17 protein-coding genes and 7 tRNA genes are annotated in these 22,614 nt (G+C 29.4%); all 24 read left to right on the top strand.

Going from position 1 to position 22,614, the window contains the following annotated elements:
- Positions 1 to 8: 8 nt before the first annotated feature.
- The 24 genes from mfd (at position 9) to BM027_RS06355 (ending at position 22,611) form a co-directional block, all read left to right on the top strand.
- Complete coding sequence (gene mfd, locus BM027_RS06470) at positions 9 to 3,515, top strand: transcription-repair coupling factor (protein WP_090089828.1); 3,507 nt, start codon at positions 9 to 11, stop codon at positions 3,513 to 3,515.
- A 358-nt stretch (positions 3,516 to 3,873) separates the two neighbouring features.
- The gene (locus BM027_RS06465) at positions 3,874 to 4,869 is read left to right on the top strand and encodes a peptidylprolyl isomerase (protein WP_090089826.1); all 996 of its coding nucleotides are present in this window, start codon (positions 3,874 to 3,876) and stop codon (positions 4,867 to 4,869) included.
- 503 nt (positions 4,870 to 5,372) lie between these two features.
- Positions 5,373 to 5,924 carry a stage V sporulation protein T gene (gene spoVT, locus BM027_RS06460; protein WP_090089823.1) on the top strand — a complete coding sequence of 184 codons (552 nt, stop codon included), beginning with the start codon at positions 5,373 to 5,375 and terminating at the stop codon, positions 5,922 to 5,924.
- Positions 5,925 to 6,032: 108 nt separating this feature from the next.
- On the top strand, positions 6,033 to 7,568 hold the full coding sequence (locus tag BM027_RS06455; RefSeq protein WP_090089820.1) for a putative polysaccharide biosynthesis protein: 1,536 nt from the start codon (positions 6,033 to 6,035) through the stop codon (positions 7,566 to 7,568).
- 14 nt (positions 7,569 to 7,582) lie between these two features.
- A complete protein-coding gene (gene yabN, locus BM027_RS06450) occupies positions 7,583 to 9,037 on the top strand; it encodes a bifunctional methyltransferase/pyrophosphohydrolase YabN (RefSeq protein WP_090089818.1) in 1,455 nt (484 codons plus the stop codon).
- A 213-nt stretch (positions 9,038 to 9,250) separates the two neighbouring features.
- Positions 9,251 to 9,526: an HU family DNA-binding protein gene (locus tag BM027_RS06445; RefSeq protein ID WP_090089816.1), complete on the top strand. Its 276-nt coding sequence runs from the start codon at positions 9,251 to 9,253 to the stop codon at positions 9,524 to 9,526.
- A 47-nt stretch (positions 9,527 to 9,573) separates the two neighbouring features.
- Positions 9,574 to 9,834 carry an RNA-binding S4 domain-containing protein gene (locus BM027_RS06440; protein WP_090089815.1) on the top strand — a complete coding sequence of 87 codons (261 nt, stop codon included), beginning with the start codon at positions 9,574 to 9,576 and terminating at the stop codon, positions 9,832 to 9,834.
- A gap of 512 nt (positions 9,835 to 10,346) precedes the next feature.
- Positions 10,347 to 10,640 (top strand): sporulation protein YabP, encoded by a 294-nt coding sequence (gene yabP, locus BM027_RS06435; RefSeq protein ID WP_090089813.1) that lies wholly within the window; start codon positions 10,347 to 10,349, stop codon positions 10,638 to 10,640.
- A gap of 19 nt (positions 10,641 to 10,659) precedes the next feature.
- The gene (gene yabQ, locus BM027_RS06430) at positions 10,660 to 11,052 is read left to right on the top strand and encodes a spore cortex biosynthesis protein YabQ (protein WP_090089811.1); all 393 of its coding nucleotides are present in this window, start codon (positions 10,660 to 10,662) and stop codon (positions 11,050 to 11,052) included.
- Between the two features lie 82 nt (positions 11,053 to 11,134).
- Positions 11,135 to 11,407 (top strand): FtsB family cell division protein, encoded by a 273-nt coding sequence (locus BM027_RS06425; protein WP_090089809.1) that lies wholly within the window; start codon positions 11,135 to 11,137, stop codon positions 11,405 to 11,407.
- A gap of 74 nt (positions 11,408 to 11,481) precedes the next feature.
- Positions 11,482 to 11,889 carry a S1 domain-containing RNA-binding protein gene (locus tag BM027_RS06420; RefSeq protein WP_090089806.1) on the top strand — a complete coding sequence of 136 codons (408 nt, stop codon included), beginning with the start codon at positions 11,482 to 11,484 and terminating at the stop codon, positions 11,887 to 11,889.
- Between the two features lie 301 nt (positions 11,890 to 12,190).
- Positions 12,191 to 12,279, top strand: a tRNA-Leu gene (locus BM027_RS06415).
- Between the two features lie 9 nt (positions 12,280 to 12,288).
- Positions 12,289 to 12,364 (top strand) — tRNA-Met (locus tag BM027_RS06410).
- Positions 12,365 to 12,372: 8 nt separating this feature from the next.
- Positions 12,373 to 12,449 (top strand) — tRNA-Met (locus BM027_RS06405).
- 6 nt (positions 12,450 to 12,455) lie between these two features.
- Positions 12,456 to 12,544: transfer RNA gene (locus BM027_RS06400), tRNA-Leu, on the top strand.
- 9 nt (positions 12,545 to 12,553) lie between these two features.
- A tRNA-Met gene (locus tag BM027_RS06395) sits at positions 12,554 to 12,629 on the top strand.
- Positions 12,630 to 12,637: 8 nt separating this feature from the next.
- Positions 12,638 to 12,714: transfer RNA gene (locus tag BM027_RS06390), tRNA-Met, on the top strand.
- A gap of 7 nt (positions 12,715 to 12,721) precedes the next feature.
- A tRNA-Leu gene (locus tag BM027_RS06385) sits at positions 12,722 to 12,810 on the top strand.
- 399 nt (positions 12,811 to 13,209) lie between these two features.
- Positions 13,210 to 15,603 carry a stage II sporulation protein E gene (gene spoIIE / locus BM027_RS06380; RefSeq protein WP_090089804.1) on the top strand — a complete coding sequence of 798 codons (2,394 nt, stop codon included), beginning with the start codon at positions 13,210 to 13,212 and terminating at the stop codon, positions 15,601 to 15,603.
- 210 nt (positions 15,604 to 15,813) lie between these two features.
- Positions 15,814 to 17,223, top strand: coding sequence for a tRNA lysidine(34) synthetase TilS (gene tilS, locus BM027_RS06375; protein WP_090089802.1), 1,410 nt, complete (start codon positions 15,814 to 15,816; stop codon positions 17,221 to 17,223).
- 4 nt (positions 17,224 to 17,227) lie between these two features.
- Positions 17,228 to 17,767, top strand: a complete 540-nt coding sequence (hpt, locus tag BM027_RS06370) for a hypoxanthine phosphoribosyltransferase (protein ID WP_090089800.1) — start codon at positions 17,228 to 17,230, stop codon at positions 17,765 to 17,767.
- Positions 17,768 to 17,840: 73 nt separating this feature from the next.
- Complete coding sequence (gene ftsH / locus BM027_RS06365) at positions 17,841 to 19,649, top strand: ATP-dependent zinc metalloprotease FtsH (RefSeq protein WP_090089798.1); 1,809 nt, start codon at positions 17,841 to 17,843, stop codon at positions 19,647 to 19,649.
- Positions 19,650 to 20,042: 393 nt separating this feature from the next.
- Positions 20,043 to 21,713, top strand: coding sequence for a formate--tetrahydrofolate ligase (locus tag BM027_RS06360; protein ID WP_090089796.1), 1,671 nt, complete (start codon positions 20,043 to 20,045; stop codon positions 21,711 to 21,713).
- Between the two features lie 124 nt (positions 21,714 to 21,837).
- Positions 21,838 to 22,611: a type III pantothenate kinase gene (locus BM027_RS06355; protein ID WP_090089793.1), complete on the top strand. Its 774-nt coding sequence runs from the start codon at positions 21,838 to 21,840 to the stop codon at positions 22,609 to 22,611.
- The last annotated feature ends 3 nt before the right edge of the window (positions 22,612 to 22,614 follow it).

Raw genomic sequence — 22,614 nt, 5'->3', positions numbered from 1 at the left:
TGCATAAAATGAGATTGAAAGGGTTATTAGAGCCCTTAGAAGCTAGTACTGAGTTACAAAATATAATAAAATTCATTCAAGAAAAAAGACATCCTATCGGTGTATATGGAATTTCAGAATCAGGAAAAGGATGTATGATAGATAGTATTTTTGAGAATGTTGATAAATCCATAGCTATTGTTGCTCAAAGTGATATGGAAGCAAAGAATATTTATGAAGATTTAATTTTATACACTAATGAAGTATACTATTTCCCAATTAAAGAAACAGTTTTTTATAATATAGATGCTATTTCAGGGGATTTAAGGTGGGCAAGATTAAAAGTAATAAAAGAAATATTAAATAATAAAAAGAAAATAATTATAACATCTATAGATGCTTTTACAGGAAATTATACTCCTCATAAACGATTTCTTGATTATAGTATGAATATAAAACAAGGAGATAAAATCGATTTTAATGAAATAATTTTAAAATTAGTTGAGTGTGGATATGAAAGAGTAGAAATAGTCGATGGCAAAGGACAATTTGCTGTAAGAGGTGGAATATTAGATGTATTTCCAACAGGTTCAACTTATCCTTATAGAGTTGAACTTTTTGGTGATGAAATAGAATCAATCAGGATATTTAATACTGAATCTCAAAGAAGTATAGATAAGGTTAAATCTTTTGAAATTTTTCCGGCTAAAGAAATTATTGTGTCTAAAGAAGGAGTGCAACTGGCAAAGGATAGATTATTAAACGAGTTAAATGGAATTTTATTAGCAGATAAGCAAAAGGAAAGAGTAGATAAGCTGAGAAAAATAGTTAATTCAAATATAGAATTACTAGAAGAAAGTTTAACATTTGAAACAATAGATAGTTATCTTCCTTATTTTTATGATAAGACTGAAACTCTTTTCGATTATTTTAAAGATTACTTTTTTATAATAGATGATGCTAAAAGATGCGAAGGAAAATTAGAATCCACATACTTAGAATTTAGAGAAAGCTTTACGGCATTTCTTGAGCGAGGGGATATACTTCCGGGACAAGAAAAATTATTGGTTAGTAAAGAAACCGTTTTAGAATCGTTTGAACAAAGAGATACGCTTTTCTTTGAAGCATTAAATAAAAAATCTAAGTTTTTGGAACCTGTTGAGATTATTAATGTAGTTCAATCAACATTAAGTAATTATCAAGGACAATTAAGTTTATTGATAAGTGATATTTTAGATAAAAAAGAAAAAGGATATAAAACATTAATATTATCAGGAACTAGAGCAAGGGGAGAAAGACTTGTAGATACTTTAAGAGAAAGAGGAGTAGAAAGTTCTTATAAGGATACTGTAGATGAAATTCAATTTGGTGAAGTTGTAATAACTTTTGGTAATCAATTGAAGGGTTTTGAATATCCACAATATAAGATATGTGTCATATCAGACAAAGAAGTGTTTGGAGAAGCTAAAAGGAGATTGAAAAATAGAAATACAAAGAAAAAGGGTATTTCTAAGATTAAAAGTTTTACTGACTTAAAACCAGGAGATTATGTAGTTCATGTAAATCATGGAATAGGGGTATATAAGGGAATTAAGCAAATTGAAGTAGCAGGACATAAAAGAGACTATTTAGATATTATATATGATAAGGGCGATAAGCTTTATGTTCCTGTAGATCAACTTGATTTAATTCAAAAATATATTGGAAGTGAAGGTAAAAATCCTAAGGTTACTAAACTTGGAGGAACTGAATGGCAAAAAGCAAAAGCGAAGGTTAAAAAATCTATTAATGACATTGCAGAAGATTTAATAAAACTTTATGCAACTAGAGCTACATTGAAGGGATATAAATTTAGCAGGGACACTCAATGGCAAAGACAATTTGAAGATGAATTTCCATTTGAAGAAACTCCAGACCAACTAACTTCACTAGAGGAAATAAAGAAAGACATGGAGTCTGACAAGGCTATGGATAGGTTGCTTTGTGGAGATGTTGGATATGGTAAGACTGAAGTAGCTTTAAGAGCAGCATTTAAAGCTGTGATGGATGGAAAACAAGTTGCATTACTAGTACCAACTACTATTTTAGCAGATCAACATTATAAAAATATGAAAAAAAGGTTTTCGGATTTTCCAGTAAAAATAGATATGATTAGTAGATTTAGGACCGCAAAACAACAAAAGGTCACTATGCAAAGTGTTAAAGAGGGAAATTTAGATATTTTAGTAGGTACTCATAGATTAGTATCAAAGGACATTCAATTTAAAGACTTAGGATTATTGGTAGTAGACGAAGAACAAAGATTTGGAGTAGCGCAAAAAGAAAAAATTAAAAATATTAAGAAGAATGTTGATGTTTTAACTTTAAGTGCAACTCCTATCCCTAGAACTTTACATATGTCTTTAACAGGGGTTAGAGATATATCGATAATAGAAACACCACCAGAAGAGAGGTATCCAGTACAAACATATGTTGTAGAACAAAATGATCAACTTATAAGAGATGCTATACTTAGAGAAATTGGTAGGGATGGGCAAGTTTATTTTGTATATAATAGAGTTGAAGATATTGATAAAATGGCTAAATATATTCAAGGATTGGTTCCAGAGAGTAAAGTTGCAGTAACACATGGACAGATGACAGAGAGACAATTAGAAAAAGAAATGGTTAGCTTTATGGATAAAGAATCTAATGTGTTAGTGTGTACAACTATAATAGAAACAGGAATAGATATTCCAAATGTAAACACAATAATAGTTTATAATTCTGATAAAATGGGATTGTCTCAGTTATATCAATTAAGGGGAAGAGTAGGACGTTCTAATAGGATTGCCTATGCTTATTTGCTTTATACTAAAGATAAGGTTTTAACTGAAGTGGCTGAAAAGAGACTTAAGGCTTTAAAAGATTTTACGGAACTTGGATCAGGCTTTAAGATAGCCATGAGAGATCTAGAAATTAGAGGAGCAGGAAGTATGATGGGATCTTCTCAACATGGCCACATGGCATCTGTTGGATATGATTTGTATTGTAGGATGCTTGAAGATACAGTTAAGTTAATTAAGGGAGATATAAGCAAAGAACCAATTGAAACAACAGTAGAGATTAAAGTGGATGCATTCATATCAGAAAGCTATATTGATGATGAAATTCAAAAAATAGAAATTTATAAAAAGATAGCGGCTATTGAAAATCTAGAAGATTATAATGATATAAAAGAGGAATTAGAAGATAGATATTCTAAAATTCCAGAACCAGTATATAATTTAATGGATATTGCATACATCAAAAGCAGGGCTAAGCAATTATTTATAGAGGAGATAAAAGAAACTCAAAAAGAAATATTATTTAAATTTGCTTATGGAGAAGATGGTTATAAAAACATATTTAAGATGTTAATAGAAAATTATAAAGATAGTGTTATGTTGAAGTTTGGATCAAAGCCATATTTCTCATTCAGACTAAAAGATATAAAAAAAGAGAACATGTTAGAATTTTTAAAAGGAATTTTAGATAAGGCACATCAAATAGACTAAGGCACATTCAAAAAAATAACAAGTCAGTATGCTAGTCTATTTCGTATCATACTACGTCAGCAATATTAGCCCATAGCCTGCTATGAACTAATATTACTTCCTTGTCTGACGCAAAATATACGTCTCATCTTTGACTTGTTATTTTCTTTCATGTGCCCAACATGCTGATTTGTTATTTTTAAAAATATGACTAAAATGGAACTTTATTAGTGAAAATTAAACCATATCTTAGCTTAATAAGAACTTAAGTATTGTAATAAAAAAGTAAGATAAATAATTTGAATTGTGAAAATAATATTGTTATACTAATATTATGATTTTTTTGAGAGAAATTTAGAAAAGAAGTGAGGGAAAAATTTTGAAAAAGATAAAAAAAGTTATTGCATCAGTAGTAATAACTATACTTGCGTTTTCAATTGTAGGTTGTAAGATGATTGAGAGAACGCCAGAATCTATACAAAAAACAGTACTTGCAACGGTAGAAAAAGAAAAAATAACACAAGGTGATTTAGATAAAGATTTAAAGTCAATTACCGAGTCTTTAAAACAAAAGTATGGAAATGACTATGCTCAGAATGCAGATATTAAGGATAAACTTAAACAGTTAAAACAACAATACTTAACTGCAATAGTAAATGAAAAGATAATATTAAATAGAGCAGAAGCATTAAGCTTAGAACCAGATGAAGATACTTTGAATAAAGAAGTAGATACTGCTATACAGTATTATAAAGATGGATACCAAACAGATGAACAATACAATGCATTTTTAGAGCAAAATGGATTTACAGCAGATTCATTTAAAGAATATCAAAAGAATCAAGCTATAGTAAAATATGTGCAACAAGATATAGTAAAAGATGTAGAAGTTACAGATGCTGATATTAAATCATACTATGATGAAAATCAAGCAAATTATAAACAAGGTGCTGGAGCTACAGTATCTCATATTTTAGTAGCTGATGAAGCTACAGCAAAGGATGTTAAATCTCAACTTGATAAAGGAGCAGATTTTGCAAGCTTAGCAGCACAAGTATCAATAGATGGAACAAAAGCTAAAGGTGGTTCACTTGGTTTTATAGAATATTCATCAACTAAATATGTCCCTGAGTTTATGAACGGTTTTAAAGATTTAAAAGAGGGTCAAATTTCAGAACCAGTAAAGAGTCAATTTGGATATCATATAATTAAGGTTACTGGAGTACAATTAGAAGACAAAGTAACACCATTAGATCAAGTTAAGGAAGAAATTAGATCTCAATTATTACAACAAAAGCAAGGTGATGCATTTAATGCAAAAATCGAAGAATGGAAAAAAGACATTAAAGTAAAAGTTTATGAAGATAAATTATAATAATATTTAATATTTATTTTGATATGCCTAATTTGAACTCTGATAAGTATGTAAGTTAAAAACTATATATACTTATTAGAGTTTTTTTGTTATTTAGGCACATTTAAAAAAATAACAGACCAGTATGCTAGTCTATTTTGTCTTCTTGTCTGACACAAAATATACGTCGTATCTTTGACTTGTTATTTTCTTTAATATGCCTAAGTTCAACTAAATTCATCTGGAATATAAAATTCTATCTGAAAAGTTTCACTTTATGTCATACTTCGTTGGTATATTTACTTAATAGCCTACTATTAGGTAAATATACCTCCTTGTCTGATGCAAAATATACGATGCATCTTTGGTCTGTTATTTTATTTCATGTGCCTTAACTATTCCTTTATAAATGTCTAAAAATAATATCTTATATAAAAATTGACTATAAGTGTATAAAATTTCTAAGAATTCAAATAATAATAATGTAAATAATTAATAGAGTTTTAAAGGAGGTTAAATAACCAATGAAGGCAACAGGAATTGTTAGAAGAATTGACGATTTAGGAAGAGTAGTAATTCCAAAGGAAATAAGGAGAACCTTAAGGATAAGAGAAGGAGACCCACTTGAAATATTTACTGATAGAGAAGGTGGAGTAATTCTCAAAAAATATTCACCAATAGGAGAACTTACGGATTTCTCAAAGGAATATGCTGAGAGTTTACAACAAGCTATAGGACATATTGTCTTAATAGCAGACAAAGATGCATTTATTTCAGCTAGTGGAGCACCTAAAAAAGATTATGTTGAAAGAAAAATAAGTGCTGAACTAGAAAAAGTTATGGATGATAGAAAGACAGTTTTATTAGATAAAACTGCAAATGTAGTAATACCATTGCATAATGATGATGCTGGTGAGAATTATGTAAACCAAGTTATATCTCCGATTTTAGCAGAAGGAGATGCTATTGGAACAGTAATAATTTTATCTAAGGAGGAAGGTCATAATTTAGGAGAAGTAGAATTAAAATTAGCAGAGACAGCAGCGACATTCCTAGGAAAACAAATGGAACAATAAATATTTTATTTTATTAGGTGAAATATTTATCAAATAAAAATAAGAGTCATAATACCTTCAAATTTACAATAAGAATTATTAGTAGCATGTAAAATTTGGAGGTATTTTATGAAAAAACAATCCTTAATAAAAGGGAGTTTAATTCTTGGGACAGCAGGAATATTAACTAGATTTTTAGGTCTATTTTTTAGATGGCCATTAATAATGTTAATTGGGGATGAAGGAATAGGATATTATCAAATGTCATACCCTTTATATATGTTTTTTGTTGCGATGGCATCAGGAGTTCCAGTTGCAATTTCAAAAATGATATCAGAAAATAATGCAGTTGATGATATAAATAGTAGCTTTGAAGTAATGAAAGAATCAGCAATATTGATGACTATTTTAGGGACAGGCACAACGTTCGTATTGTTCTTTTTTGCAAGACCAATAATAAGTTTCTTAAGATGGGATTCAAAGGCATACTATTCTCTTATGGGGATATCATTTGCACCTATTGTAATATCATTTATGACGATATTTAGGGGCTTTTTTCAAGGACTACAAAATATGTCCCCATCAGCAATATCACAAATAATAGAGCAGATTGGAAGAATTATATTTGGTGTAGGGCTTGCTATATTATTGTTACCTAAAGGAATAGAATATTCAGCAGGCGGAGCAGCATTTGGAGCAACCGGAGGTGCAGTATTAGGAGGAATATATTTATATAATAAGTATATAAATATAAAAAAATCTTATGGAATTAAAAGGGTTAAGAGCAATCCAGAAATATTAAATAAAATATTAAAAATTGCAATTCCTATTTCTTTAGGTGCAACAGTTGGAACTATTATGAGCTTAATAGATTCTATTTTAGTGCCTCAAAAACTTTCGCAAGCAGGATTTAGTAATATGCAATGTACAGTTTTATATGCACAATTAACAGGTAAAGCTTCTGTAATTGTAAATATTCCGTTAACTCTTTCAATGGCTTTATGTACTTCATTAATCCCTATTATTGCAGAAAATTTTATACTTAAAAATGATAGGGAAGTTAAAAGAAAAATCAACATGTCGATGAAATTATCAGCAGTAATAGCTATACCATGTATGTTTGGAATCTTTTTTTTGGCAGAACCTATAATGAAATTTATATTCCCAGGTAGGTTTGAGGGGATCGAAATATTGAAGTACCTGTCATTATCCATTCCATTTATAATAATAACTCAAACAACTACATCAATATTACAGGGAACAGGAAACTATATTGTTCCAGTAATTAATTTATTTATTGGATGCATAATTAAAGTGATATTGACATGGACGCTAGTACCATTAAAATCTTTTAATATCTATGGAGCTGTTATTGCGAGTATAAGTGCATATATTGTTGCAACTATTTTAAATCTACTAACTATGAAGTTAAAATTAAAGATCAAGCTTAATTTATATGAAATATTAATAAAACCAGCTTATGCTTCAACTTTAATGATGTTATTAGTGCTAATGAGCTATAATTATGTCTATAAGAGCACAGCAAGTAATGGTATATCTTGCTTAATATCTATATTTTTAGGTATTATAGTATATATACTATTAATAATTTTATTTAAAGTGTTTAAAATTGAAGAGATAAAGAGTAGATTTAGAAAAAACTGAGAAGGAGCGTCCAAATGATTAAGATAGTGGGATTAGGACCAGGAGCACAAGAAGCTTTGACTATAGGATGTATAAATGAACTTGAAAATTGTAAAAATATTTTTTTGAGAACAGAAAAACATCCAACTGTGGAATATTTAAATAAAAAAGATATTCAATTTAAAACTTACGATTATGTTTATGATAGCATGGAAAGTTTTGATGAAGTATACTTAAACATAGCAGAAGATTTAATTAAAAAACACAAGGAATTAGGTGAATTGGTTTATTCAGTACCAGGACATCCGTTGGTAGCTGAAAAATCAGTATTTAATTTAATATCATTATGTAAGAAAGAGAATATAGAATATAAAGTTATTCCGGCAGTAAGTTTTATTGATGCAATGATGGAAAGTTTATCAATAGATCCAATAGAAGGACTGAAAGTAATAGATGCTTTTGATATAAGTAACCAAGTATTAGATAAGAGAATAGGAACAATAATTACTCAGGTATATAATCAGCTTATTGCATCAGAAGTAAAACTAAAATTATTACAACAATATAATGATGAAACAGAAATTTATTATGTAAGAGCAGCAGGTATTAAAGAAGAAGAAAGTATAAGAAAGATACCATTATTTGAGCTAGATATGCAAGAAGATATAGATTATTTAACATCTATATATATTCCTAAAGACTTAAATAATAAAAAGGATTTCTATGATTTATTAGAGATAATAGAAGTTTTAAGAGGAGAAGATGGATGTCCTTGGGATAGAGAGCAAACACATGAGTCTATAAAAAAAGCATTAATAGAAGAAAGTTATGAAGTTGTAGATGCTATAGATCAAGAGGATGCTAATTCCTTGATTGAAGAATTAGGGGATATATTACTTCAAGTAGTATTTCATGCATCTATTGGACAAGAAGATGGATATTTTAACATAAGTGATGTAATTGAGGGGATTTGTAAAAAGATGATATATAGACATCCTCATGTTTTTAATAAAACAGAAAAAATTAATTCCTCAGAAGATGTTATTTTAAAATGGGATGATTTAAAGAAAGAAGAAAAAGGATATTCATCATTAACCCAAGAAATGCAAGGAATAACAAAGGGTTTACCTTCTCTTTTAAGAGCTCACAAAGTTCAAGTAAAAGCAAAAAAAGTAGGATTTGATTGGAACGATGTTAGCTTTGCAATAAAAAAGGTAGAAGAAGAATTAAAAGAAGTAGTAAGTGCATATAATATGGATAGTAAGGCAAAAATAAAGGAAGAAGTAGGTGACTTATTATTTTCATGTGTAAATGTTGCAAGGTTTTTGGGGATAGATGAAGAAATTGCATTAAATGCTACAACTGATAAATTCATTAAAAGATTTTCATATATTGAGGATCAAGCAACACAAAAAGGGCTAAATTTAAAGGATATGTCATTAGAATATATGGATAAAATCTGGGAAGAATCAAAAAAACTAGATAAATAATTATTAAAATAAAGGAATTATCTAGTTATTGAAGAATAGTTTATAAAGAACTATATTACAATTATTTATTTATATTATCTTTTTGATATATGAAATAGCCTATTTTCCTATAGACTACTAAGCTAAGAGGTTATATAATAAAGAAGTGTAATTTAGTACATATACGAAGAGTTAGAACTAAATGTATAACTTGATTTTAAGGAGGATGTAATTGTGAATAAAGCAGAATTAATAACTAGCATGGCTGAAAAAAGTAAATTAACTAAAAAAGATGCTGAACTAGCTTTAAAGGCTTTTATTGAAAGTGTTGAAGAAGCGTTAGAAAGTGGTGAAAAAGTTCAATTAGTGGGCTTTGGTACTTTTGAAATAAGAGAAAGAGCAGCTAGAGAAGGCAGAAACCCTAGAACTAAAGAAGTAATTAATATTGCAGCTACAACAGTTCCAGTATTTAAAGCTGGTAAAGAGTTTAAAGACAAGGTTAATAAGTAGAAAATATGAACCCGAGTTTTCTCGGGTTCTTTTAATAAGGGAGTATTATGAGATTAGACAAATATTTAAAGGTTTCAAGAATTATAAAGAGAAGAACAGTAGCAAAAGAAGTTTGCGAAAGTGGTCGTGTTTCTATAAATGATAAAGTAGCAAAACCATCAACAGACATAAAAGAAGAAGATGTAATTAAAATAACTTTTGCAAACAGAGTGTTAAAAGCTAAAATAATCAATATTAAAGAGCATGTAAAAAAAGAAGATGCAAAAGAAATGTATATAATCCTTGAAGGAGAAGAAGATAAAGAGTAGCCTGTATTTTTAATAGGCTACTTTTTAAATATACATAAATAGCGTTAAGATCACATATATAATAAATTAAAAAATGAATAAACTGAAATATCCCCTCATATATTGTATAAGGCACATTCAAAAAATAACAGACCAGTATGCTTGTCTATTTTGTGTCATAAGGAAGCTCGACTCGTATACACTCGCTGAGTAAGTGATTCACACAAAATCATTTTTCAATGAGGTTAACGCCATTTGGTTGTTAACTAAGTTCGAGAAATCAAATGTAAAATGCTCACAGAGAAAGTTTGAGCAACCAAATATAAAATGCTCACAGAGAAAGTTCGAGGAACCAAATATGAAATTTGGACTCTTACTTTTGGACTCTCACTTATCTACTCACGTCGGCAAGTTCATCTAATAGCTCGCTATTAACTAAATTTAGCTCCTTGCCTGACTCAAAATATACGACTCATCTTTGAACTGTTATTTTATTTAATATGCCTAAGAAGAATATATGGAGGAATTTCTTTATGGAGAAGAAAGTAGAAAATAAAATTGATGATAAAAATTCTAGTTTATCTTTAGAAAATAGACAAAAGCTAACCTTGAGTGGGGTTGTAGAAGTAATAAGCTTTGATAGTCAAAAAATAGATTTAACAACTATACTAGGAAATCTAAGCATTAAGGGAGAAGAATTAAAAATGAATAAATTAGATGTTAAAAATGGAGATATCATTATTAATGGTAGCATAGCTTCAATGATTTATAGTGGAAAAGAAACAAAGAAGAGTAAAGAAAGTATAATAACTAGATTGTTCAAATAAAAAAGGATAGATAATATTAATGCCATTAAATTTAAATATGCAATTTAATCTTCTTATGTATAGTTTAATAGCAGGATTTATAACAGGAGTGTTATTTGATATATACAGAGGAATAAGAGGTTTAAATTCAATAAAAGTATTAACAGTTATCGAAGACATATTATTTTGGATACTTACTGCTCTGATTGTTTTCACTTTTTTATTATATACAAACTATGCATTTTTAACTCCTTATGTTTATATTTTTATAATTATCTCTCTTTTGATTTATTTAAGAGTGTTTAGTAATGATTTTTACTCAATTGAACAGTTAATAGCAAAAAAAATAAATAAGACAATAAGAATAATATTTAAAAACATAATATATCCAATTAAGATAATTTTCAGCAAAGTAATTGATAAAAGCAAGTAGCTTAAAAAAAATTACTTGAATAATACCTATATAGTGTTTACAATATAGATAGGAGAATTTGAAAAAGTAAGAGGTTCTAAGAATGAAGAAGTTAACATTTAGAAACTTAATAATTATTGGATTAGCTAGTATTTTTGTTTTTAGTTATGTTAGACAACAATTAACGATGGGTAGAATTGAAAAAGAACTTAATGATAAACAGTACCAGCTAGAAGAAATAACAAAGAAAAATGAACGTCTTCAAGATGAAGTTGAAAAAATTAACACTGGTTCAGGACAGTATCTTGAAAAATTAGCTAGAGAAAGACTTGGAATGATAAAGCCAGGGGAAAAAGTAGTTAATAGTGGAAATTAACGATCAAATTCTAACAATTAGTTTTTAATTATAATTATATATATTTTTATATTTTAAGGAGGAGTCTTTTAAACATGACCTTAGAGGCAGGAAACATATTAGAAGGTACAGTAATAAACATCACAAACTTTGGGGCTTTTATTGAAGTTGAAGGCAAAACTGGATTAGTTCATATTTCAGAAGTTGCAGATTCTTATGTAAAAGACATTAGAGAACACCTTAAGGAACAAGACAAAGTTAAGGTGAAAGTTATCTCAATAGACGATAACGGTAAAATTAGTCTTTCAATAAAACAAGCAAACATTCAAAAAAAATCAGTTAAACCAGCAGAAATTGACTGGAATACTAACGACAAGAAAAAAACTAATTCAGGAAATTTTGAAGACATCATGTCTAGATTTTTAAAAGATAGTGAAGAAAGAATGCAGGATGTAAAAAAACATCAAGAATTTAAAGGCAAAGGTGGCAAAAAAGGCTGCTAAGAATTAACTTTAGACATTATATAAAATTAATATATAAATCTAAAAATCGAAGGATTACTAATTATATTTAGTAATCCTTCAGTTTTTAATTATATAAGACATATTCAAAAAAATAACTAGTCAATATTCTAGTCTATTTTGTACCATATATTTTTTTTGGAATTAGCACAAAATGTACATAATATATTGGATCATTATCCTTTTTAGATGTCTAAAATAAAAAAAATGAAATAGTTGTTGACAGTACAAAAAGTATGCAGTATAATAAGTCTTGTTGTTGGTGATTTAAACCAACTGGCAAGCCGAAGTGGCGGAACTGGCAGACGCACAGGACTTAAAATCCTGCGGTGGTTAAACACCGTACCGGTTCGATTCCGGTCTTCGGCACCAATATAATATCGCGGGGTGGAGCAGTTGGTAGCTCGTCGGGCTCATAACCCGAAGGTCGTAGGTTCAAGTCCTGCCCCCGCAACCATAAATTTTGGCGGAATAGCTCAGCTGGCTAGAGCATTCGGTTCATACCCGAAGGGTCGTAGGTTCAAGTCCTATTTCCGCTACCAAAATGTGCCGAAGTGGCGGAACTGGCAGACGCACAGGACTTAAAATCCTGCGGTGGTTAAACACCGTACCGGTTCGATTCCGGTCTTCGGCACCAATATAATATCGCGGGGTGGAGCAGTTGGTAGCTCGTCGGGCTCATAACCCGAAGGTCGTAGGTTCAAGTCCTGCCTCCGCAACCATAAATTTTGGCGGAATAGCTCAGCTGGCTAGAGCATTCGGTTCATACCCGAAGGGTCGTAGGTTCAAGTCCTATTTCCGCTACCATAGATGTGCCGAAGTGGCGGAACTGGCAGACGCACAGGACTTAAAATCCTGCGGTGGTTAAACACCGTACCGGTTCGATTCCGGTCTTCGGCACCAAAAAACACTTAAGTTTATAACTTAAGTGTTTTTTTTATGTTAAAAATAATAATAAGAACATACTGGAAATATATAATAAACATAGAATGATATATTCAATGAATTATAAAATTATGAAAAAATAAATCCTTATAAACTTTTAAGAAGTTTATTTTAACGACAAATTAATTTAAAAAATAAAATGAAATATTTTTTACATTAATAACAAAATTAAGAGTAAATACTTTAGCTATAACTATTTTTAATGGTTAAAAGCAAAGTAAATATATTTGTGTATAAAAAAGAAATATAGAAAATGTTGTCCTACGAAAAAATAATGTTAGGTTATTTTATGACATTTATCTTAAAAACATGGTGTTATAATTTAATTACATTATTTGGAAAAAGGAGTGAAGATATATGCAGTATGAACTACAGGTAAATTCATATAAAAAAACCGAGGAAAGTAGGAAAATAAAAAGAAGCTTTTTTACAAAAATAATATCATCAAAATTAGTATTTATATTAGTAGGTGGAATTCTACTTGGGAGAGTAACATTATTATTAAATCAAACAGGTAGTACTGGAATTGCCCCATTTGGGATAGCATATTTGATAGCTATAGTTATGAAGAATGATAAGTTAAAAACAATTATGGCTGCATTAGGAGTCACATTGGGATATTTAACTATAATTCAAACATTAACAAATGGATTAGTTTACGTTGTAGCTATAGGTATGTTAACTATATATTATGAATTGTTCAATACAACAACAAGAAAGAAAAGAGAACTAGTAAGTTTTGGCATAGTTTTATTTAGTTTTATAACTTATGGGTTTCTATTTAATAAATATGAACTTGGAGTTAACATAACAATATCATTAATAGAAACATTAATTATAGTACCAATATATTATATTATAAAATATTCATTAACATGTTTAGAGGAGGTTAATACCAATTATTTTTTTACATCAGAAGAGGTAGTTAGTATAGCTATATTATTTTGTTTATTTGTTGCAGGAGTAGGAAACATAACTTTAATGAATTATTCAGTAAGGGATATATTAGCATTAATATTAGTTTTAGTTATTGCGTATATAGGTGGTGCATCCTATGGGGCAACAATGGGTGTTACTATGGGGATTATATTAGGGTGTGCATCAAATAACATGATGAGTGCTGTTGGATTTTATGGGATAGGTGGATTAGTAGTTGGGATATTTAAAGATACAGGAAAGATATTTTCTACGCTTGCTGGTATAATAATTTATTTCGCACTAGGTCTGTATTCAGAAAACATAACATTAAAGTTGATAGTTGAAGTTTTGACTAGTTCAGTAATATTTCTATGCTTACCTAGAAATCTATATCAAAACGTTGAGGTTGAAATAAATACTGAAAAGAAACGCGACTGTATAAATCAACTTCACTTAAATGGAATAAAAGAAGAGTTTACTTTTAAATTGAAAAATTTGACAGAGGTTTTAAATGAGGTATCTAAAACTTTAGAGAATATGGACGATAACGAGAATTTATTAATTAAAAATAAGAGTAGTGCATTAATAGAAAGTCTAGCAGATAGAGTATGTACAAATTGCGAGAATAAAAATTCATGTTGGAAAAGAGATTTTAATACAACATATAATTCTTTTCAAACTTTAATAAAGAGTTGTGAAGAAGAAAAAATAGTTCTTCCTAAGTATTTAGAGATAAGTTGTGTGAAGAATTTTACACTATTAAAAAATGCAGAAGATATTGTGAATAATTATGCTTTAAATTCTAATATAAAAGAAAGATTGGGTGATGGAAGGCAAATATTATCAGGTCATATAAATAAAATTTCAAGCAAATTGGATGATGTTTTGGGTGAGTTTAAAAGAGAGGTAACGATTTGTGGAGATTTAGAAAGAATAATTAAAAGGGGGCTAAACAAGAATTCTATTGAGTATAATGATATTTTTTGTTATACAGATAAAAATGGAAGAATAAAAGTAAAATTAACTATGAAACATTGTGAAGGAGCAAATTATTGTGCTAATAAATTAGTACCGATAATAAGTAATATTATGAGAATTCCAGTATGCGTTGGAGGAGATGGATGTAATATTGATTACGAAACAAAGACTTGTACTATATTAATAGAAGAAACACCAAGATATAATGTGGTTTCATATGGAGCAATGGCATCTAAAGATGGCGAAAGCCAAACTGGTGACAATTATAGCTTTGGAAAAGCTATAGATGGATGCTACATTACAATTTTAAGTGATGGGATGGGCTCAGGACCAGAAGCAGGAAAGGAAAGTAAATCAACGGTAGATTTAGTTGGAAAATTTATGGAGGCTGGGTTTAATGAAGATACAACTATTAATACAGTAAATTCTATTATGGGAATGAAATTTTCAGAAAATGAAAAGTATGCTACTTTAGATTTGAGTAAAATTGATTTATATAATGGAGATGCTACTTTTGTTAAAATAGGTGCAGTATCGAGTTTTATAAAAAGAGGTGATGAAGTAAGTATAATTAATTCTAAAAATTTACCATTTGGTCTTGTAGATGAGGTAGAATTAGATATAGTAAAGAAGGAATTAATGCCAGGAGATATTTTAGTAAATGTTAGTGATGGTATATTAGATATAAATAAATTGAATACAAGTAATTTTATTTGGTTAAAAGAATATTTAAAGGATTGCTGCACAGATCCTAGGGAATTATCAGAAAAAATATTACAAAAGGCTAGGCAATTAAGTGAAGATATATTGAAAGATGATATGACTGTGGTGGTTTCTAAAGTTTATGCTGTTTAGACATTTAAAAAAATAGTGAGTCTAAGATACAAGTATACTGGCTTATTATTTTGTGATGATGCCTTATAGACTAAAATTAAAAAACTGCTGTATTATTACAGCAGTTTTTATTAATGAAATCATTTAATTTTATTGTTAAGGTTATTTACATTTAAAATAAATATAAGGTATTATATTATATGTCGTAAAAATAATTAGGAAGTGTTAAATTTGAATAAAAGAGTATTATCTTACATCAAGGATAATAAATTAATAAAGGTAGGAGATAAAATATTAGTAGCTCTTTCGGGAGGACCTGATTCCCTATGTCTTTTAAATATCTTACTTGAATTAAAGGATGAACTAAAAATAGATATTGGAGCAGCTCATTTAAATCATCTTTTAAGAGGCGAAGATGCCTTTAATGATGAAAAATTTGTAATTAATACATGCAAGGAGATGAAAATTCCTTATTTTATTAAAAGAGTAGATATAAATCAATATGCCAAAGAATATAAATTATCTTCAGAGATGGCTGGAAGAAATGCTAGATATGATTTTTTTGATGAAATTTTAAAGAATCATGGATTTAATAAAATTGCTACTGCACATAATGCAAATGATCAAGCTGAAACTATATTGTTTAGATTAATGAGAGGAACGGGTCTTGAAGGCTTGGGCGGGATTAAGGTTTCGAGAGAAGATAAAATAATAAGACCAATTTTATGTTTATCTAGAAAGGAAGTAGAACAATATATAAAAGATAAAAAATTAAATCCTAGAATAGATAAAACTAACTTTGAAAAGACTTATAATAGAAACAAAATAAGATTAGATATTTTACCTTATATGAAACAAAATTTTAATGAAGAAATAGTTCAAACATTAAATAGAATGTCACTCTTAATACAAAAAGACAATACTTTCATTGAGAGTTTATCAACAAAGGCCTATAATAAATATTGTGAAAGAACAAATATTAATAATGATTTGTTATTAAGGAAAGAATTGTTTAATGAAGAAGAAGTTTTAGTAACTAGAGTTATAAGAAATGCTGTGGTTGAGTGTTCAGAATCTCATTATGATTTTGAGATGAAACATATATATGATATTTTGGACCTTTCAAAGAAAGCAACAGGGAAAATTATAAGTTTACCTAAAGAAATTTATGCTGAAAATATTTATGGAGATATACATCTAAAACATAATAGTAAAAAAAATGAAAAAGTATCTAATGAAAATAAAGTTATCTTAAACAAAAAAAATGTAGGTAAAGATTTAATTGAATTTAATGAGTACACCATTAAAATGTCTGTAATTTCAAATAAGTTAGACGAAGAATTAGACTTAAAACAAAATAACTTGATAAAATATTTTGACTTTGATAAAATAAATTCTATTATTTCAGTAAGGAAAAGATTAGATGGAGATAAGATGATTCCGTTAGGAATGAAAGGCAAAAAGAAGATAAAAGATATTTTCATAGATATGAAAGTACCAAAGGAAGAAAGAGATAATATTCCATTACTATGTTTTGATGATGATATTGCATGGGTAGCTGGGATAAGAGTAGCTGAAGATTATAAAATTACAAATAGCAGTAAAAATATATTAAAAGTAGTGGTTAAAAGAAAGGAATAAAATAATGAGAGAAGACATACAAGAAATATTATTTGATGAAGAGGCTTTAAGTAATAAGATTAATGAATTAGGAAAACAAATAAGCAATGATTACAAAGGAAAAGAGTTAGTTGTAGTAGGAATACTTAAGGGTTCTGTGATTTTTGCAGCAGAGTTACTTAAAAATATATCAATTCCTTGCGAAATAGATTTTATGGCTGTATCAAGCTATGGAAATTCAACAGAAAGCTCAGGAGTTGTAAGAATTTTAAAGGATTTAGATCACAGTGTTGAAGGAAAAGATATTTTATTAGTAGAAGATATAGTGGATAGTGGAGTTACTCTTAGTTATCTACTTAAATATTTAAAAGCAAGAAAGGCTAATAGTATAGAGATAGTTTCTTTATTGAATAAGCCTGCAAGAAGAAAGGCTGAATTAGATGTAAAATACATAGGTTTTGGAGTGCCAGATGCATTTATAGTAGGATATGGAATTGACTATGCGGAAAAATATAGGAACCTACCTTTTATTGGAACATTAAAACCAGAAGTATATGAAAAATAGAGATTGCAATTTATTGTAATAAAAATATCCCTATGGTAAAATTAAAATCATGTAGAAGAGAGGGGGGCCTTGAATGAAAAAATATTCAAGTGCAGCTTTGTGGATCGTAGTTTCAGTTATGCTTGTTTTAGCATCAGTTGCTATGTGGCAAACAGGAAAAAGTTCTGATAATATAGCATATAGTTCATTTCAACAAAAGTGGAGTGAAAATCAAATAGAGAGTATTGTTGTTAAAGAAGATAAGAAAATTGTTGAAGGAAAAACTAGAGATAATAAAAGTTTCATTACTAATGTCCCAGATGATGTTATTAATTCTTTGCTTAAAGAAGAACCAAAATCGGATGTAAGGATAGATTTTGAACAGCCATCTAACAGTGGAGTGTGGCTTACAACATTAATACCAAGTGTTTTATTAGTTGTAGTTTTCTTAGTATTTCTATTTGTATTTACTCAACAATCGCAAGGTGGCGGTGGTGGAAGAGGTGTCATGAACTTTGGAAAAAGTAAGGCTAAAATGGCTACTCCAGAATCGCAAAAAGTCACATTTAAAGATGTTGCAGGTGCAGATGAGGAAAAAGTGGAATTAGAAGAAATAGTTGACTTTTTAAAGAATCCATCAAGATATCTTGAAATAGGTGCAAGAATACCAAAGGGTGTATTATTGGTTGGACCTCCAGGAACAGGTAAAACATTGCTTGCAAAAGCTGTATCAGGAGAAGCTGGAGTACCATTCTTTAGTATTTCAGGATCAGACTTCGTTGAAATGTTTGTTGGAGTAGGTGCATCAAGGGTTAGAAGTTTATTTGAGGATGCAAAGAAAAATGCGCCGTGTTTAATTTTTATAGATGAAATAGATGCTGTTGGAAGACAAAGAGGTGCAGGTCTTGGCGGTGGACATGATGAAAGAGAACAAACATTAAATCAACTTCTTGTTGAGATGGACGGATTTGGTGCTAATGAAGGTATTATTATGATAGCTGCAACTAACAGACCAGATATATTAGATCCAGCATTATTAAGACCAGGTAGATTTGATAGGCAAGTGCTTGTAGGAATTCCTGACGTAAAAGGAAGAGAAGAGATTCTTGTAGTTCATACAAGAAAGAAACCTCTTGAGGAAAATGTTGAGTTAAATGTATTAGCTAAAAGAACACCTGGTTTTTCAGGTGCAGATTTAGAAAATTTAGCTAATGAAGCAGCATTGCTTGCTGTAAGAAGAGAGAAAAAAAGAATTTCAATGCAAGAAATGGAAGAAGCAATAACAAGAGTAATTGCAGGACCTGAAAAGAAGAGTAGGCTTATAACTGATCATGATAAAAAGCTAACAGCATATCATGAAGCTGGGCATGCAGTTGTTATGAAATTACTTCCTAATTCAGATAAAGTTCATGAAATAAGTATAATTCCAAGAGGTAGAGCTGGTGGATATACTATGCATCTTCCGAATGAGGATACTTCATATACATCAAAGACAAAACTTAAGAATGATATGATAGGTCTTTTAGGCGGAAGGGTTGCTGAAAAGCTAATTCTTGGAGATATAAGTACTGGTGCAAAGAATGATATTGATAGGGCCAGTGCTATAGCAAGAAGTATGGTTATGGAATACGGTATGAGTGACAAAATTGGTACTATATCTTATGGAGCAGATAATGATAATGAAGTATTCCTAGGAAGAAATTTGGGAAAAGGAAGAAACTTCAGTGAGGAAATTAGTTCTAAAATAGATAAAGAAATAAAAGATTTTATAGACGAAGCTTATTCTAAGGCAGAAAGTCTATTAAAAGAAAATATGAATAAATTACATGCAGTTGCTGGAGTCTTACTTGAAAAAGAAAAGATTGAAGGGAAAGAATTTGAAGAAATTTTTGCAAGTAATTAATGAAAAAAAGAGGTTTTTTAAGAGAAGTAATTCTTTTAAAAAACCTCTTTTTTTAAATATGCTTAAAGTATGAAAAAACTTTATATATTTTGGTATAGTACAAATATATAAATAATTAATGAAATAAGTGTAGTGATTTATCCGATAGCCAGCATCTGTAATACTCACCCTTCTACAAGTGGGAAATAACAGCTACACACTCCTGAATACGATTTCTATGTTTCGGATGGAGTTAAAACGCCAACTGAGACTAAGCATCCTACTTACACGAATGATTTATAAAAATATGAGCTAAATATTCGAAAAATCTTTCGCCTTTAAGATTAAAATGATATAATAAGTTTAATTTTTATGTTTATTAAATTAATATATGATTAATAGGAGGCTTATTCAATGAAAAGTGATATTCAAATTGCTCAAGAGGCAAAAATGGAACCAATAAAAAGTGTGGCTGAAAAGTTAGGATTATGTGAAGATGACATTGAATACTATGGCAAATACAAATGTAAAATTTCTTTAGATGTTTATGATAAAGTTAAAGATAATAAAGATGGAAAATTAGTGTTAGTGACAGCTATAAATCCTACTCCAGCAGGTGAAGGAAAATCAACTGTAACTGTAGGTCTTGGTCAGGCATTAAATAAAATGGGTAAAAAGGCAGTTATAGCATTAAGAGAACCATCTTTAGGACCAGTATTTGGAATAAAAGGTGGAGCTGCAGGTGGTGGATATGCACAAGTAGTTCCAATGGAAGATATTAATCTTCATTTTACTGGTGACATGCATGCTATTACATGTGCTAATAATTTATTATCAGCTGCAATAGATAATCATATACACCAAGGAAATAATTTAAAAATAGATTCAAGAAGAATACTATTTAAAAGAGTTATGGACATGAATGATAGAGCTTTAAGAAAAATTATTGTTGGTATGGGTGGAAAAATCAACGGATTTGTTAGAGAAGATGGATTTACTATAACTGTTGCATCAGAAATAATGGCTATACTTTGTTTAGCTACTGATTTAGAAGATTTAAAGGAAAGAATGGGTAATATTTTAATAGCATATGATTTAGATGCAAATCCAGTTTATGCAAAGCAGTTAGAAGTTCAAGGTGCAATGGCTTTGTTAATGAAAGATGCTATTAAGCCTAACTTAGTTCAAACTTTAGAAAATACTCCTGCATTAATACATGGAGGACCATTTGCTAATATAGCTCATGGATGTAATTCTATAATGGCAACTAAACTAGCAATGAAATTAGGAGATATTACAATAACTGAAGCAGGGTTTGGTGCTGATTTAGGAGCTGAAAAATTCTTTGATATTAAATGTAGATACGGAAATTTAAATCCATCTTGTGTTGTTATTGTAGCAACCATAAGAGCTTTAAAACATCATGGAGGAGTTGCAAAGGATAAATTAAACACTCCAAATGTAGAAGCCTTAGCAAATGGAATAGCTAATCTAGAGAAACAAATAGAAAATATTAAGAAATTTAATGTTGATACTGTAGTAGCAATTAATAGATTTGTAACTGACAGTGATGAAGAAGTTAAATTTGTAAAAGATTTTTGTGATAAATTAGGCGTTAAAGTTGCACTTTCAGATGTATGGGAAAAAGGTGGAGAAGGTGGATTAGAATTAGGAAAAATAGTAGTAGATATTTTAGACAAAAATGATTCGAAATTTATGCCAATTTATGATGTGGATAAGACTATTGAAGAAAAGGTATTAACTATAGCTAAGGAAATATATGGAGCTAATGGAGTTTCATATAGCAATGAAGCTAAAAAGCAAATATCTGAATTAGTTAAGTTTGGTTTAGATAAACTACCTATATGTATGGCAAAGACTCAATATTCATTGTCAGATAATCCTAATCTTTTAGCTAAACCAGAAGGCTTTGACATAACAGTGCAAGAAGTAAGAGTTTCTAATGGTGCTGGATTTATAGTGGTACAAACAGGAAATATAATGACAATGCCAGGACTTCCAAAGGTTCCAGCAGCAAATAAGATGGATGTACTTAAGGATGGAGAAATAGTAGGCTTATTTTAATTTTCATTGAAACCCTTGACAAATTAGTGTGAATTGTTAAAATTATATTGTTATTTTGAAGTAAATTACTAAATTAAGGCAGCTCTAGGGCTGCTTTTTAATTAATATTAAGGTGGTGCTTTTAATGATTTTACTCGTTGATGCAGGTAATACTAATATTGTATTTGGAGTATACAAGGATAAAAAATATATAGCAAGTTGGCGTATTTCAACTGAAGGAAACAAGACTTCAGATGAATATAGTATACAAATAATGCAATTGTTTAATTTAAGCGATTTGGATGCTAAACAGGTTAAAGGGATCATTGTTTCATCTGTTGTTCCCAATATAATGCATTCCTTAGAAAATATGTTAAGAAGATGTTTCGGTAAGGAACCTATAATAGTTGGACCTGGCATAAAAACAGGAATTAATATTAAATATGATAATCCTAAAGAGGTTGGAGCAGATAGGATAGTAAATGCTGTTGCTGCTTTTGAAATTTATAAAAGACCAGTTATTATTTTAGACTTTGGAACAGCTACAACATTTTGTGCTGTAACAGGTAATGGGGACTATTTAGGCGGATGTATATGTCCAGGACTTAGAATTGCTTCAGATGCATTGTTTGAGAGAGCAGCTAAGTTACCAAGAGTAGAATTAGAAGTACCAAGAAAGGTTATTTGTAAAAATACTGTAGCAAGTATTCAATCTGGTGTTGTATTTGGATATGTAGGGCAAGTTGAATATATTATAAAGAAAATGAAAGAGGAAATGAGTAATGAAGAAGAACCTTTTGTTATAGCAACAGGAGGATTAGCTAATTTGATTGCGAATGAAACGAATGTAATAGATAAGGTAGATTCAGATTTAACTTTAGAAGGATTAAAAATATTATACGAAAAGAATAAGGAGTAGAGT

This window comes from Clostridium uliginosum (genome assembly GCF_900112485.1).
Lineage (GTDB): Bacteria > Bacillota > Clostridia > Clostridiales > Clostridiaceae > Clostridium > Clostridium uliginosum.
Note: the sequence above shows the minus strand (reverse complement) of the source record. Positions and strands in the feature narration are given on the sequence as shown.